Here is a 15343-nt window from a genome sequence, read left to right as displayed (position 1 = left end):
AAAAAATAAAATTTTTTATTTATCTTAGCGGGTATAAATACATCAGACAAAAATGAGAAAAAAACTGTTTTCACTCCTTGTTATCCCTGCTGTTCTTGCAGCAACTATGGTGGTTTCCTGTAAAAAGGATAAGCCTCTTACCAGTGAAAGTAACGATGTTACGACCACTAAGGAAGGGACACATTACACCGTGGATACTTTAAACAGTAAAGTGGAATGGAAAGGGTACAAAATATTCAAATCTGAGAACACAAGCCACTTCGGTATCATAAAGTTTGAAAACGGTGATATTACCGTAAAGGATGAAAAACTTGAGAGCGGAAAATTTGTTGCTGATATGAATTCATTGACCTCCGTTGACCTTAAAGATGATGCGGATCAGTTAGGAAAATTAAACGGACACCTGAAAAGCGGCGATTTCTTTGAAGTAGAGAAATTCCCAACAGCTTCTTACGAAATTACAAAGGTTACACCGGCTTCAGAAGGGGATTACAATACATTATTGGATGGTAATTTAACGATCAAAGGCATTACCAAGCCAGCTCAGTTCAAAGCTAACGTTTCCGTAAAAGACGGAGAAGTAAGTATTGCCACTGAACCGAAAGACATTAAAAGAGAAGAGTTTGGCGTGAAATTCCAGGCACCTGCAGCTAATGGGGTTATTAAAGATGAGGTAACTCTTCAGATCAGCGTTAAAGCTTTAGAGAAAAAATAATTTTTTTATTTAAGTGAAATAAGTGATTGAAGTCTGCCTCTCATAAAGGGGCAGATTTTTTATGACAAATAAAGAAAGTTATTAAACGGAAAACCGTATTTTTGCAAAACATTTTGAAAGGGCAAAATAATGATAGAAAAGATAGAAGAACTACTGGTTGAGGTAAACAGTTTCAAGGGTACCTCTAAAGAGGATATAGAGAGCTTCCGGATCAAATACAATGGTAAGAAAGGCGTTTTGAATGATTTCTATGAAACATTAAAAACCGTTCCCAATGATCAGAAAAAAGAATTCGGGCAAAGGATCAATTCCCTGAAACAGGCCGTCAATGTAAAACTGGAAGATCTAAAAAATACTTCAGGATCTTCTATTGTTGCAGAGAAAGAAGATCTTACCAGGCCAGGGTTTCCATTGGATCTGGGATCAAGGCATCCTATAAACCTGGTAAAAAACAGGATCATTGAAATCTTCAAGTCCATTGGGTTTGCTGTGGCAGACGGACCTGAGATCGAAGACGACTGGCACAACTTTACCGCGCTTAATCTTCCTGAATATCACCCCGCAAGAGATATGCAGGACACTTTCTTTATCGAACAAAATCCGGATATTCTTTTAAGAACACATACTTCTTCCGTACAGATCCGTTATATGGAGCAAAACCAGCCGCCGATCAGGATCTTATCCCCGGGGAGAGTGTTCAGAAATGAAGCCGTTTCTTCACGTTCTCACTGTATTTTCCATCAGATCGAGGGATTGTATATTGATGAAAATGTAAGCTTTGCTGATTTAAAGCAGACCATCCAGTTCTTTACCACCGAGCTTTTCGGAAAGTCCAAGATCAGGATGAGGCCGTCTTATTTCCCGTTCACTGAGCCAAGTGCTGAAATTGATGTGTATTGGGGACTGAACTCCGAGACAGATTACAGAATCACAAAAGGAACAGGATGGTTGGAAATCATGGGATGCGGAATGGTAGATCCTGCCGTTTTGAAAAATGTGAACATTGATCCGGAGAAATATTCAGGGTATGCATTCGGGATGGGGATTGAAAGGATCGTGATGCTTCTTTACCAGATGAGCGATATCAGGATGTTCTTTGAGAATGATATCAGAACTTTAGAACAGTTTAAAACCTTATAATAAAAAATCAAACCTCCGGAATTTCCGGAGGTTTTTTGTTTTTAATTACTGACCTAAGAAACAAAACGTAATTAAAAACTGATTTACTATGTTTATCATTTTACTGTTACAGAAAACGCTTCGACTCTGCTCAGCGTGCCACAGCTATAATTTAAAACTATTAGCATTAACTCCGTCACGCTGAGCGGAGTCGAAGCGTCTCAAAATAACTAGTTTTTTGCAGGCTTTTTCTTTATCCAGTTTTTCATACGGTTGTAATCCAGGAAATAAGTGAGTTTTAAAGAAAGATTATTCACCATAGGCTCATTAAAAAGCATATCATAATTGTTTTTAACGTTTAGCCTTGAGGTTTCAAGATAGTTGGAAGTAGCATTTCTGTATAGAAGCGTCAGCTGGCTTCCCGGGGCAAACCACCAGGAGAATCTCAGATCGACGTTCCATGCATTATAAGTTCCGTTCAGGTTATTAGTGAAATTATGAGTATCAGCAAGGCTTCCATCCTGGTTCAAAGTATAGAACTGTTTGTAGGTAACATCTGAAAAATAATGACGAAAAGCCAATGATAAAGCCATTTTTTCATTGAAAGTGTACTTTGAGGTCAGGGCATTCTCATAAGTATTTCTCTGCCTTCTTCCTATGAATATATCCGTATCGTTTTTGCCTGCAAACCCGGTCTCATTATTACTGAAACTAGGATTGAAGCTCCAGTAAATATTGAATTTATCTGAAAACCTGTATCTGAGCCCGAGGTTGGTGAATACCTGGTTTCTTCCTGTCTCATTGTATGCATAATAATCTATCGTGAAATTATATTGAAGCTTCTTTCTGCTATCACTTTCAAACCAGATCCAGGTATCAAAATAGGCGGGTACTTTAAGGTGCCTGCCGGAGGTTCTCGGCTCATAAATATCATTCTGCCCGAACGGGGTGAATTCAATTCCGCCTCCAAAAACCCTGAACTTCTTATCTGTAAAGCTGTTATTGTTATTGAATAACAGATTAGAGTATAAAAAAGGTTCCAGCCTGTGAAAATAATTCAGGTTAAAATTCATATAAATATTATTGAATTTCTCAGTGGGCTGTAAAATTCTGTACCCGTACCAGGCATTATAATTGGCAAAATTGGTTCTTGTTGAAAACCCGAGGTCATTGATGTTCCAGTCTTGTGTGGTCACATTTCCATTAAGTGAAAAGCGATGTTTTCCCGCGATTTTCTCAATTCCTGCTTCTCCACGGGTTCCGAATTGGGTTTCTCCGTTCATTACCCAGCTTCCTTTCAGGCTTCCGAAAGTTTTATACGTATTCTTTTTATTATTGATATCCCATAAGATTCCTGTAGCATTGGCATCCCGGAAATTACCGTCCCTTGTTACATTGGTATTCACCAAAGAAACAGATGAATTTCCGTTGAATCTCTGGTCAAAAACCAGCACACTGTAATTAGTCCACGGTTCCACTACTTCTTTTCTCTTTTCACCGGTCTCAGCATTCAGGATAGTGGCTTCCATTTTCTGCGTGACCCCGTTGAAAAATCCTATTCCCAGTCCCTTTTTCGTTCTTCCGGAGATCTTAAAAGCATTGAACAACTTTACTTTGGAAGGATATTCCAGCACCTCTTCCTTTTCAGAGGTAGCAGGATATACTGTAGGCTCTCCACCGACTCTCCTGGAATAGAACATGCCCCCTTTACTGAAAAGCTCGGTGCCTTCTGTAAAAAAAGTCCTCTGCTCTGAAAATTGCTGCTCAAAAGGGGTAAGATTCAGAATGGAATTATCAAAATTAGCCTGCCCGAAATCCGGGATCAGGGTCATGTCAAATGTAAAAGCGTCGTTGATCCCATATTTCACGTCCATTCCTCCGTTGAAGCTTGATGTGGTTTTTCCGTCAAAATTATTGATATACGTGGAAAAATAGGGGGTGAAAGACAGCCGGGTAGGAGGGTTGATATTTTCTATGCCCTGTAAAATTCCATCAAACAAGGTGTAGGAGTTTTTCTGATTATCCACGAAATTCCAGTCGTAGGATGCTTTTATTCTCTGGATTCTCCGGAACATATTCATTCCCCATTCCTGAACATTGCTATCCGGAAATCTCAGTTCAGAATAAGGGATCTTCATTTCCACGGCCCAGCCCTTATCATTGATTTTGGCTCCGCTGTACCAGATGCTGTTCCATGTAGAGTCTTCGCCATCTGTGGTGATCTTGGCATCAAACTGTACACCGGCAGCCGTAACTACAAATTCCAGGCTTTGCTGCTTATCATTATATCCGTTAAGGGTCACTCCGAAAAAATCATCATTATTAATGCCGTCTCTTTCTGTAAGTTCTTTTGCAATTTTCTGAGGAGTGGGATCATACATCTGGGCCCCGAAATAAATTCCGGTATCATCATACAGTATGCGTACTTCTGTTTTTATAGAGTCTTCCTGCGGTTTTCCGTTATTAGGGTTTCTTTCGATGAAATTGGTTGCAACCGGGGCATTCTGCCATTCCGCGTCGTCGAGGATCCCATCAATTTTGGGAGATGAAGCTGTTTTGGTGACCAGCACTTTCTTTCGTATGATCTCATCTTCTTTTTTCTGGGAGCAGACAATGCCGAAGCATAGTGACAGGATCGTTACGAGCAGTTGGGTGTTCATGTTTCTTAGTTGTTATATAATGATAAACAATTTAGATTATATATCCATTACATGCCATAACAAAAAAAATCCGTAATATTTTTACAGACTTTTTTACTAAAAAACGATAGGGTTATTTTGTAAATTTCAGGGGATATTTTACATTTTTAAAGCTGTCAATACTTGCTTTTAAAGATCCTACAGCCAGTTCGGCTTTTAGCAGCATCGGGATGTGGTTGGCATCATTGGTCACCCACATGGTCACCCCTTCTTTTTCTTTAAAAACCCTTCCGCTTTTTACGGACGGGATGATCTTCAGGCAGTTAATAGTTCCGAATTTGGTCTTTAAATTCTCTGCAGCGGCCACTTTCAGCTGAAAAGGAAACATTTCATCATCGATCCATACATTCATATTGATGATGGTTCCTACTTTTAGTTCACCCGGGCTTTTGCTCCTCAGGTAATAGAAGCAGGAAAGCATATCCTGGACTCCTTTCACCGATTTGATGACTTTAGAGCCGTTTGCCGGTGTTTTCTTATCCGTTAAAATCAATGTGTTATTATCGTGGTTAAAGACGGTCTCAAAATGTTGGCGATAGCCGCCTTCTTTTACATTCCTTACATAAAAGCTGGGAAGGCCGGTTTCTACATTAATAAAACTTTCATATAGGTCTTCCACCTTGAAAAATGCCTTCACGGCACCTGTGGTCTGTCCGGTTCCTTTGGCATAGAGATGAGGTTCCCCTTTATAAGTGGTTTTTTGTGTTGTTAAGGTTGCTGTTCCTGCATTCAGGAAACCATAGTGGATCCTGAACGTAATAGACTCGCCATCTGAGATATTATCTATCTGGCCAAAACCTAAACAGAATATAAACAATGCAACAATATTCAAAAATTTCTTCATACTATGAGTTTTACAAAAAGGTTGCCAAATTTAAATATTATGTTTTTCATACTATTTGACAAATCTCAGGTTTTTATTTAGACTCAATTAAATCCGCTTCGCGTTAAAATTAGTAAATTTGCAGTTACATATAAAAATTATCTTATAATTATGATAACTACGGATATATTGATCATAGGAGCCGGACCCACCGGGCTTTTTGCTGTATTTGAAGCAGGTTTACTTAAAATGAAGTGCCATATCATAGATGCACTTCCTCAGCCGGGAGGGCAATTAGCGGAGCTTTATCCTAAAAAACCTATTTTTGATATACCGGGGTATCCATCGGTAAATGCAGGAGAATTAGTGGATAATCTAATGGAGCAGATCAAACAGTTCCAGCCGGGATTTACTCTTGGAGAAACTGCTGTTTCGTACACAAAAGTGGACAATGAATGGTTTGAAGTAATTACGAATAAAGGTACTGTGCACAGGGCAAAAGCTATTGCCATTGCGGGAGGCCTGGGAACTTTTGAGCCCAGAAAACCTACCATTGAAAATATTGCCGATTATGAGGAAAAAGGTCTTGAATATTTCGTAAAAGAACCTGAACATTTCAGAAATAAAAAAGTGGTTATTGCAGGTGGGGGAGACTCTGCGCTTGACTGGAGCATTTTCTTATCGAATGTGGCAAGTAAAGTAACTTTGATCCACAGAAGAAATGAATTCAGAGGTGCTTTGGACTCTGTAGAAAAAGTTCAGGATCTTAAAAATGAAGGCAAAATTAAACTGATCACTCCTGCTGAGGTTACAGCGATAAAAGGTGACGGAAAGGTGGAAGCAATCACGGTGGAAGTTGAAGGGCAGGATACTTATGATATTGAGACTGATTATTTTATTCCTTTGTTCGGATTGACTCCAAAGTTGGGAGAGATCGGAAACTGGGGATTAAACATCGAGAAAAATGCTATCGTTGTGAATAACGCATTGGATTATCAGACTAATATTGACGGGATCTACGCCATCGGAGATATCAATACCTATCCCGGAAAGCTGAAGCTGATCCTTTGTGGTTTCCACGAAGCTACGTTGATGTGCCAGAGTGTTTACAACAGATTAAATCCGGGAAAAAAATACGTTTTAAAATATACTACAGTAAGTGGAGTAGATGGATTTGACGGAAGCCGTAAAGAAGCTGAGAAAGCGGTTGTGAAAAAAATTGACTAAATTGGTTGTTAGTTGAGGGTTGTCAGTTGCTAGTTATAAAACTGACAGATTACCATCAACTATTAACTATCAACTATCAACTAAATGAGTGATATCAATATAAAAATTACGGATAGAGAAGGGGTAACCCATGAGATTGTAGCTCCTACGGATATGTCTATGAATTTAATGGAAATCATCCGTTCTTATGAATTGGCAGAAGAAGGAACCATTGGGGTTTGCGGAGGAATGGCGATGTGTGCTTCATGTCAGGTGTATGTAATCCATGATCCCGGTTTAGAGCTGATGGGAGATGAAGAAGATGCAATGTTAGGTGAAGCTTTCCATGTAAAGGACAACAGCAGATTAGGCTGTCAGTTGCATATTGTAGAGGAAATGGAAGGGCTTGAAGTGGAAATTGCTCCTTATCCTTAGAATTTTAATTTAAATAATAACAAAGCGCCCGAAATTTCCGGGCGCTTTGTTGCTGTCTATTCTTTGAGCAGTGAGTAGAATGGCTGATTTTGGGCAATATTCAGAAACTCATTATCTGTCACGTTTTTGGGAACCTTTTTGCCATTCTCATCCACGAAAATGATCTGCCTCGCAGTAAAATTGAAATTATAATTAAGGTCTTTAATGAAGGCTGAATAACTTTCTCCATAATCATAATCATTAATTATAGAGACTTTATTAACATTTTTAAAAGCATTTTTCACTTTTTCTTTTCCAAATTTAAGGATCAGGGTTTCTATTTTTAAATAATCTCTTGTATCACAATCAGCACCATAACTGCATTCATCCAATGAGTCTAAAATGTTTAAAGACTGGTCATAATTATTTTCTTTATTCAGTACCTGTACTTCAAGCAATGTAATTTGTGAATTAGCATCTATCCAGGCATTCCCACAAAATCCATAATTGGTCCGCTTTGCTTTATTAATTAAAATTTTTGCACTTTTAATCTTATCTTCTTTGATCATTTTTTGCGCTTCTGCTAAAAATCCATATCCTTCTTTATAAGAATATTTATATTTTTTTTGACCAAAAATAAAAACAGGGAAAATTAGAAAGATAAATAGTTTATGATTGGTTTTCATTGGGTTATATTTTTGTGACTAAAGATATAGATTAAGATTTAATAAGAATTTAAGTTGAGTTCAGGCTGATTGTTATGATTTTAAGAATCATATTAGGCTTCATGCAATTATTTGATTTTACTCATTTCCCAGATACCTTTCGTTCCGAAGGAAATAATAAACATTTTACGTTTAAAACCAATTCCACCTTTAATTTTCCATTTGCCTGAATAAGAGCCTTCTGAATTCAAAGTACCGGAATAATAAACAGGATCGTGTTTTTCATTTTCAAACTCTATTTTTTTTCCGTTATTAAAAGATATGGATTTTACCGGCATTTGCTTTATAAATTCTATATTATTGCCGTTTAGCTTCCCTTCAATAGTTCCCAAACCTCTGGTGCCATAGTTCTCATCCATATCCCGGACGGTTCCAATGAAGTTTTCACCCTCAAATTCTGTGATCTCCACAATGAACTCAACTTCTTTATTATTGAATTTTGCATTCCGTTTCAGATCATATTTATATTTTCCTTTCCAGGTACCTAACATACGCTTAGTTTTATAATCTTTATATATTTAATTATCTATTAACTTGTGATTAATTGATCTTTATATTTCATCTTTTTAAGTAAAGATCAGAGAATAAGTTCATCCTTAATATTCTTAATATCCTGATCAATCTTAACACTTCCGTTCAAACAAAAATATCCAAAATCTGAGATTCCGGATATTCTATGTTATATTTTTTGCTTTTTATTTCTGAGGGATATTAGCTAAAATATCTTTCACAAATCCCCAGAATTTCTGTGCTGAAGGAATATTAGCTTTTTCATCCGGTGAATGCGCTCCCCGGATCGTAGGTCCGAAGCTCACCATTTCCATCTCAGGATAATTGGCTCCGATAATACCGCATTCCAACCCTGCATGGCAGGCTACCACATGAGGTTTTTCTCCGAATTTTTCTGTGTAGATTTTCTCCATCAGCTGTACGATTTCGGAACCCGGTTTTGGCTTCCAGCCCGGATAAGAACCGCCGAATTCCACATTCATTCCAGCAAGTTCACAAACCGATTTCAGCTGTTCTGCTACAGCATATTTTGTAGATTCTACGGATGATCTTGAAAGGTTTAATATTTTCAGGCTGCCACCCTTCAATTCAACCCTAGCAACATTGTTTGAAGATTCCACAAGGTCTTTTACGTCGGGACTCATTCTGTACACTCCATTGTGAAGGGATTTTAATACTAAAATGATCTTTTTGGAATCTTCTTCTGATATTGCCTTTTCGGATGTTGTTGAACTCTCCAGATTGATATGGATGTTCGGTTCAATTGAAGCAAATTCTTCTAAAATTTCTTTTTTAAGACTCGTTGCCTCCTCAATGAATTCATTGGCATTCCGAACAGATACGATAGCAACGGCTTCTCTCGGGATAGCATTTCTCAAGCTACCGCCATCAATAGAGATCAGCCGGATGTTTTCCTTCGCTAACCCGTTGTAAAGCAACCTGCCTAAAATAATATTGGAATTTCCGAATCCTTTATGGATATCCATTCCGGAATGGCCTCCCTGTAATCCTTTCACTTCTATTCTTACAATTTGCCCTTCTGAGGGCTCAACTTCATAATTTTGAGTTACGGTAACATCAACTCCTCCCGCACAGCCTATATCGATCTCATCATCCTCTTCCGTATCAAGGTTTAAAAGGATATCACCTGTAAGCTGCCCCGGCTTTAATCCCAACGCCCCGGTCATCCCTGTTTCTTCATCAATAGTAAAAAGAGCTTCCATAGCAGGGTGTGGGATGTCTGAGCTTTCCAGAATAGACATGATGGTTGCTACTCCTAAGCCATTATCAGCTCCTAAAGTAGTCCCTTTTGCTTTTACCCAGTCCCCATCGATCTCCATTTTGATCCCTTCCGTCTCAAAATCGAAATTAACATCATTGTTTTTCTGGCAAACCATATCCAGGTGAGACTGTAAGATGATGGATTTTCGGTTTTCCATGCCCGGTGTGGCAGGTTTTTTAATGATAACGTTTCCTACTTCATCTACTGTAGTTTCCAGTCCCAGGTTTTCACCAAATTCTTTGATGAATGCTATTACCTTCCCTTCCTTTTTTGAAGGTCTTGGAACGGTATTGAGTTTGGAGAAGTTCTTCCAGATTATTTGTGGTTCTATATTGGATAATTCCATACAATTTATTTTTTTCAAAATTACGAATAAAAAAGGCAAAATGATAAAATCGCAAAAAGGCAAATTTGCAGCTTTACGATTTTACCTCTTAGCATCCACACTCTCCATAAATAGGAAGTGAGACCGTTGTTCCGTCAGCTTTTTCAATGGTCAGGGTACCTTCAAATAATAAAGCTTCTTCGCTTTTTATTTTTTTGCCTTTTACAGAGATTTTATAGTTTTCATTTTCTATTTCTTTACTCAGTTCATCATCTACTTCCAGATCATTTGAGGAGATCAGGTTAAGAATCAGTCTCTGACCGTCTAATTTCATATAAGCTGTTTTTCCAGCATCATCAGCATAGATGTATTTTTCAGCTTCGAAATCAGCCCTGTTTCTGGCAAAATAGCAGGAACATTCTTTAATTTCTTTAGGAAAAGGAAATATTTCGACCAAAATTTTCCCTGAATCTGAAGAACTGCCGGCTTTTGCGGAATCCTGAGAAATAGTCAGGGAATCAACAGGTTTACTATTGGTAAGTGTTTCTTTGTCTTTTTTACAGGCGGTCAGTGTGAGCGCTATAAAAAGAAGGAGTCTATATTTCATTGTTTCTGTTTTATCCGCGGGCTCTTTCCAGAAGTACCATCATCAGTAGTGACAGGACAACCAGACTTTCGTCTTCGTCATCAATATCGATCATTCTGTCCAGCTGAAATCTCCTGCCGAAGAAAGAAGGCATTTTTTTAAGTTTAAAATATTCTTTTCCGTCTGTTCCTCTTACAGTGTAGGAAGGATTCAGGAAATAGCCGGTAAACATTCCGATGACAGGGATCTCACCAACAATTCCGTCAAAGAATTTTACCCATGCGTTATCTTCCGTAACGGTAAATTTAGGCTGGTCGTTGGCGTCCAGAACATCGTAGGAGGATTTCCATAGAGAACGCATCCCTTTTCTGGCCAGTCTTCCGAAGTTTTTATTGTTTACAAGGTCACTTAAAGAATAAGAAGAATTAAAATCGATCCACTGATTGGCTTTAATCCTGAAAAGCTCTTTTGATTTGCTTTCGTCATTAAATACAATAACGTCTTCTTTAAGTTTAAACATTTTCTGACGTACATAGGCCACATAATTTCCATTCCTGTCCGTAATGTTGAAATCACTGGATAATGTTGAGATCTTGAATTTAAAATCCAGAGGATAATTCAGGTTGTTGAGTATCATTTAGTTTATTTTTTTACATGTCAGCCCAAAGATAAATGTTTTAAAGCAAACAGCAGAAGATTTTAAGTTTGATAAACTATAAATACTCATGTTTTTGTTTTATTTTTGTCATTATGGATTACCCTAGTAAAGTTTTGGCAAAAGCGGTGGATGAAATTTCGGGATTGCCGGGAATTGGCAGGAAAACTGCTTTACGGCTGGCATTGCATTTATTAAAGCAGCCCAATTCAAGGGCGGTGAGTCTCGGGAATTCCCTTATTAACCTTGTGAATGATATAAAATATTGCAAAGACTGCCATAATTTTTCTGATTTTGATGTTTGTGAGATATGTAGCAATCCTAAAAGAAATGATGATGTTATCTGTATTGTGGAAGATGTAAGGGATGTCATTGCCATTGAAAATACAGGGAAGTATACCGGGAAATACCTTATTCTGGGCGGCAAGATCTCACCCATGGAAGGGATAGGCCCCAATCAGCTGAATATCCCGAGTATTGAAAGGAAACTGAATGAGGGAAAAGTGACGGAGTTTATATTTGCTTTAAGTGCCACTATGGAAGGAGATACTACAGCCTATTATATTTACAAGAAATTTAAAGGCTTTAGAGTAAAATTTTCAAGTATTGCCCGTGGGATTTCGGTAGGAGATGAGCTGGAATATGCTGATGAGATCTCTTTGGGCAGATCTATTCTCAACAGGCTGCCTTATGATGAAGGAAGTGCTTAATAATGACCATAACTTTTAAACCGGCCTGAATGATTTCCGTAATAATTCCCATGTACAATGCAGAAAAGACCATCATGAATGCTTTACGTTCAGTCGAGGCACAAACGGTCGGGATACAGGAATTTGAAATCATCATTGTGAATGACGGTTCTACGGATAGAAGTGAAGATCTGGTGAAAGATTACATTAAAACTCACCCGGAAATAAATATTCAGCTTATTAACCAGGCTAATGGCGGGGTTTCAAAAGCAAGGAATACAGGATTAAAGGCTTCAAAGGGAGAATACATAGCCCTGCTGGATTCTGATGATGAATGGCTTCCCGAAAAGACTGAAAGACAGATGAAATTTTTGAAGAATTCACTTTTTCATGTAGATTTTATTACCGCCTTAAGAAACGGGGAAAAAATATGGTTTCCTTATAAAAAAGATAAAAATAACCTCGCTGAGATGAGCCTTAAGAAACTTCTTTTAAGAGTAGACGGGCAAACTTCAACAGCATTATTCCAACGTAAAGTCTTGGAAAATACGGGCTTTTTTGATGAGAATCAGAAATACTCAGAAGATGCCAATTACTGGATGAGGGTTTCCAAAAATAATAATATGTATATCTTAGCAGAAGAATTGGCTTTTACAGGAGGAGGAAAAAGATCATACGGTGTTTCAGGGTTATCTGCCGATCTTCCGGAAATGGAAAAGGGAATACAGAAAAATCTGCTGGAAATGTACCGGACAAAAAGGATCAGCTACTTTGAGTATATTTTGTTTTTCTTATTTTCGAAGATGAAATACCTGATCAGGATTTTTAAAAATAAATTATGATTTATAAATATTTTTGGGCACTCAGAGCATTGCTGTATGCACCTTTCTTCGGAAAGTTTGCATTGCCTTCCTATTTGGGCAGGCCTTTGTTTCTGATGGGAACCAAAAAGGTTTTTATAGATAAAAAAGTGCGGATCTTCCCGCATCTGAGAATGGAAGTCCATCGTTCGGGGAACATTCATATCCGGGAGGATGTGGTGATCTCGCAGAACGTGCACATTACTTCGGCAGGAAATTTAGTGATCGGAAAAAGCTCGCTGATCCTGGCCAATGTATTCATTACGAACATCGATCATGAATATGAAGAGATCGGAAAACATGTTGTAAATCAGGAATATAAAATCAGGGATACTATGATCGGGGAGAACTGTTATATCGGAATGGGAGCTGCAATAATGGCAGGAACTAAGCTCGGAAAGCAGTGCATTGTAGGAGCCAATTCCGTAGTAAGAGGTGAGTTTCCCGATTATTGTGTTATTGTGGGGGCACCGGCAAGAATTGTAAAGAAATATAATCCCGAAACAGGTCAATGGGAAAAGTTTAGCTAGAATCATATGAAGAATATTTTAATCACAGGGGGAGCAGGATTTATCGGAAGCAAACTATCGTTACAGCTTAAGGAGATGGGATATGAGGTGACTGTTTTGGACAACCTTTCTTCCCAGATCCACGGGAAGGATCCTGAAACAGATTCCCCTTTGTACAGGAGCATTGCCGGACAGGTCAGTTTTATCAAAGGTGATGTAGTGAACAGTGAAGACTGGGAAAAAGCTGCCGAAGGAAAGGATATCATCGTTCATTTGGCGGCAGAAACAGGTACAGGGCAATCCATGTATCAGATTGAAAAATATACCGGGGTGAATGTTTCCGGGACGGCAAAAATGCTGGATCTGTTGGTTAACAGACCTCACCAGATTAAAAAAGTGATTATAGCCTCTTCCAGAGCAGTCTATGGAGAAGGAAAATACCTGCATCCCGAGTTGGGGCTTATCTACCCGAAACCAAGGAATGTAGAAGCGATGAGAAAAGGGAATTTTGAAATACAATATCCCGACGGGCAGTTCCTTACGGCACTTCCTACAGATGAAGAATCCAAAATTCATCCCACCTCTATTTACGGGATCACCAAATATACCCAGGAGCAAATGGTAATGACCGCCTGCGCTTCCATGGGAGTGGCACCGGTGGCATTGCGGTTCCAGAATGTATATGGAGAAGGGCAGTCCTTATTGAATCCTTATACGGGAATTCTGTCTATCTTTTCCTCACAGATCCTCAACGGAAATGATATCAATGTATTTGAGGATGGTAAGGAGTCAAGGGATTTTATCCATGTGGATGATGCTGTAGAAGCTGTGATCAAATGTATTGAGAATGATGCGGCCAATGGGGAAGTTTTTAATGTGGGAACCGGAATTCCTACCAGCGTAACAGCCGTTGCTGAAAACCTGAAAAAATCCTATAACAGAGATTTTGAGATCAATATTTCGGGGCAGTTCCGTGTGGGGGATATCAGGCATAATTTTGCAGATATCAGTAAAATTAAATCCAGACTGGATTTTTATCCTAAAATATCTTTCGGAGAAGGGATGTCAAAATTTACAAACTGGGTATTGCAGCAGAATGTCCGGGATGTGAAATTCAAAGAATCCCTCGAAGAAATGAAAGTTAAAGGCCTTTTAAAATGACAGGTTTAAAGGATAAAAAGATACTTTTCCTTTCGGTAAGTTTTTTTAAATACGAAAGAGCGATCGCGAAGCGGCTTACCGAATGGGGGGCAGAGGTTGATTTTTATGATGAAAGGCCTTCCAATTCCAATTTCTCAAAAGGAATTATCCGGTTCAATAAAAAGCTGTACCAGCTGCAAATCCATACCTATTATAAAAGAATTTTAAAAGAAATTCAGCACCGGAAATACGATTATTTTCTTCTCATCAAGGGAGAAGCCATTCCTGTTTTTTTTCTTGAAGAAATTAAAAGAAATAATCCCCGTATGGAAATGATCCATTATAATTTTGATCCTTTAACGGAATATCCCGGTCTGGTTGCGAATTTAAAGTATTTTGATAAAAAATTTACTTTTGAGCGCAGTGATGCCCATACCTATCATTTGCATTTCAGACCCTTATTTTATCTGGAAGAATATAAAGACAGAGGAGAAGTTACCTCTTTTGAGTATGATATGGTATTTATCGGAAGTGCCCATACAGACCGTTATGTAGTAGGGGAAAAGGTGAAAGCAGTAGCGGATCAGCTTCATTTGAAATGTTTTTTTTACTATTATGCGATGGGTAGGGCAGCGTTCAGGCTGAAAAAACTTATAGATAAAAACCTTAAGCAGTTCGATCTTAGGAAGGTCAGCTTTAAAAAATTAAGCCATCAGGAGATCATAGCATACTACGGGAAATCGAAGTCGGTTCTGGATATTAATAAACCCTTTCAGGAAGGTTTGACTATCAGGACCTTTGAGGTACTGGCGGCAGGCAGAAAACTGGTGACCACCAATGCGGATATTAAGAATTATCCTTTTTATAATCCCGATAATATTCTGATCATTGACCGGGAAAATGTAAGTCTGAAACCTGATTTTTTCACTACGGAATTTACGAAGCCTGACGAGAAAACACTTTATATGATGTCTTTAGACTCCTTTATCGAATGTTTATTTGTTGAGGATCAGGATCAGTATTGGAGTTTATCTCATACATCTGAAAAATAAAAAGCAACTCAATTTGAGTTGCTTTTCTATATTA

16 protein-coding genes are annotated in these 15343 nt (G+C 38.3%); 9 read left to right on the top strand and 7 right to left on the bottom strand.

All coding sequences use genetic code 11. The features are described from left to right. Positions 1–52 precede the first annotated feature (52 nt). Both HNP38_RS15170 and pheS read left to right on the top strand, forming a co-directional pair. Positions 53–715, top strand: a complete 663-nt coding sequence (locus tag HNP38_RS15170; protein ID WP_184191044.1) for a YceI family protein — start codon at positions 53–55, stop codon at positions 713–715. Between the two features lie 129 nt (positions 716–844). Further along, on the top strand, positions 845–1855 hold the full coding sequence (pheS, locus tag HNP38_RS15165; protein WP_184191042.1) for a phenylalanine--tRNA ligase subunit alpha: 1011 nt from the start codon (positions 845–847) through the stop codon (positions 1853–1855). Between the two features lie 209 nt (positions 1856–2064). Here the strand turns inward: pheS and HNP38_RS15160 are convergent, their stop codons facing one another. Together HNP38_RS15160 and HNP38_RS15155 are read right to left on the bottom strand one after the other, a co-directional pair. Next, positions 2065–4494: a DUF5916 domain-containing protein gene (locus HNP38_RS15160; RefSeq protein ID WP_184191040.1), complete on the bottom strand. Its 2430-nt coding sequence runs from the start codon at positions 4492–4494 to the stop codon at positions 2065–2067. A gap of 112 nt (positions 4495–4606) precedes the next feature. Beyond that, on the bottom strand, positions 4607–5377 hold the full coding sequence (locus HNP38_RS15155) for a DUF3108 domain-containing protein (protein ID WP_184191038.1): 771 nt from the start codon (positions 5375–5377) through the stop codon (positions 4607–4609). 150 nt (positions 5378–5527) lie between these two features. Between HNP38_RS15155 and HNP38_RS15150 the strand changes: the two genes are divergently transcribed. After that, the gene (locus tag HNP38_RS15150) at positions 5528–6583 is read left to right on the top strand and encodes an NAD(P)/FAD-dependent oxidoreductase (RefSeq protein ID WP_184191036.1); all 1056 of its coding nucleotides are present in this window, start codon (positions 5528–5530) and stop codon (positions 6581–6583) included. An 84-nt stretch (positions 6584–6667) separates the two neighbouring features. Continuing rightward, a complete protein-coding gene (locus HNP38_RS15145) occupies positions 6668–6997 on the top strand; it encodes a 2Fe-2S iron-sulfur cluster-binding protein (RefSeq protein ID WP_184191034.1) in 330 nt (109 codons plus the stop codon). A gap of 56 nt (positions 6998–7053) precedes the next feature. Here the strand turns inward: HNP38_RS15145 and HNP38_RS15140 are convergent, their stop codons facing one another. The 5 genes from HNP38_RS15140 to HNP38_RS15120 all read right to left on the bottom strand — a co-directional run bounded on the left by HNP38_RS15140 (position 7054) and on the right by HNP38_RS15120 (position 11041). After that, positions 7054–7662 (bottom strand): hypothetical protein, encoded by a 609-nt coding sequence (locus tag HNP38_RS15140; protein ID WP_184191031.1) that lies wholly within the window; start codon positions 7660–7662, stop codon positions 7054–7056. 107 nt (positions 7663–7769) lie between these two features. Further along, complete coding sequence (locus HNP38_RS15135) at positions 7770–8192, bottom strand: hypothetical protein (protein ID WP_184191029.1); 423 nt, start codon at positions 8190–8192, stop codon at positions 7770–7772. A 204-nt stretch (positions 8193–8396) separates the two neighbouring features. Beyond that, the gene (locus HNP38_RS15130) at positions 8397–9839 is read right to left on the bottom strand and encodes an aminoacyl-histidine dipeptidase (RefSeq protein ID WP_184191027.1); all 1443 of its coding nucleotides are present in this window, start codon (positions 9837–9839) and stop codon (positions 8397–8399) included. A gap of 88 nt (positions 9840–9927) precedes the next feature. Next, the gene (locus HNP38_RS15125; RefSeq protein ID WP_184191025.1) at positions 9928–10425 is read right to left on the bottom strand and encodes a hypothetical protein; all 498 of its coding nucleotides are present in this window, start codon (positions 10423–10425) and stop codon (positions 9928–9930) included. A gap of 10 nt (positions 10426–10435) precedes the next feature. Continuing rightward, the gene (locus tag HNP38_RS15120) at positions 10436–11041 is read right to left on the bottom strand and encodes a hypothetical protein (protein ID WP_184191023.1); all 606 of its coding nucleotides are present in this window, start codon (positions 11039–11041) and stop codon (positions 10436–10438) included. A gap of 113 nt (positions 11042–11154) precedes the next feature. Between HNP38_RS15120 and recR the strand changes: the two genes are divergently transcribed. The 5 genes from recR to HNP38_RS15095 are packed head-to-tail and all read left to right on the top strand — an operon-like array spanning position 11155 to position 15309. Beyond that, entirely contained in the window at positions 11155–11769 is a 615-nt protein-coding gene (gene recR, locus HNP38_RS15115) for a recombination mediator RecR (protein ID WP_184191021.1), read from the top strand. A gap of 29 nt (positions 11770–11798) precedes the next feature. Continuing rightward, a complete protein-coding gene (locus tag HNP38_RS15110; protein ID WP_184191019.1) occupies positions 11799–12590 on the top strand; it encodes a glycosyltransferase family 2 protein in 792 nt (263 codons plus the stop codon). Beyond that, the gene (locus tag HNP38_RS15105) at positions 12587–13138 is read left to right on the top strand and encodes an acyltransferase (RefSeq protein ID WP_184191017.1); all 552 of its coding nucleotides are present in this window, start codon (positions 12587–12589) and stop codon (positions 13136–13138) included. Before HNP38_RS15110 ends, HNP38_RS15105 begins: the two co-directional genes overlap by 4 nt. A 6-nt stretch (positions 13139–13144) precedes the next feature. Beyond that, positions 13145–14278 carry an NAD-dependent epimerase/dehydratase family protein gene (locus HNP38_RS15100; protein ID WP_184191015.1) on the top strand — a complete coding sequence of 378 codons (1134 nt, stop codon included), beginning with the start codon at positions 13145–13147 and terminating at the stop codon, positions 14276–14278. Further along, entirely contained in the window at positions 14275–15309 is a 1035-nt protein-coding gene (locus HNP38_RS15095; protein ID WP_184191013.1) for a lipopolysaccharide biosynthesis protein, read from the top strand. Before HNP38_RS15100 ends, HNP38_RS15095 begins: the two co-directional genes overlap by 4 nt. Positions 15310–15343: the final 34 nt, after the last annotated feature.

It is taken from the genome of Chryseobacterium defluvii (assembly GCF_014204415.1).
In the GTDB taxonomy this organism is placed as follows: Bacteria; Bacteroidota; Bacteroidia; order Flavobacteriales; family Weeksellaceae; genus Chryseobacterium; species Chryseobacterium defluvii_A.
This window is presented reverse-complemented; position numbering and strand designations above follow the sequence as displayed.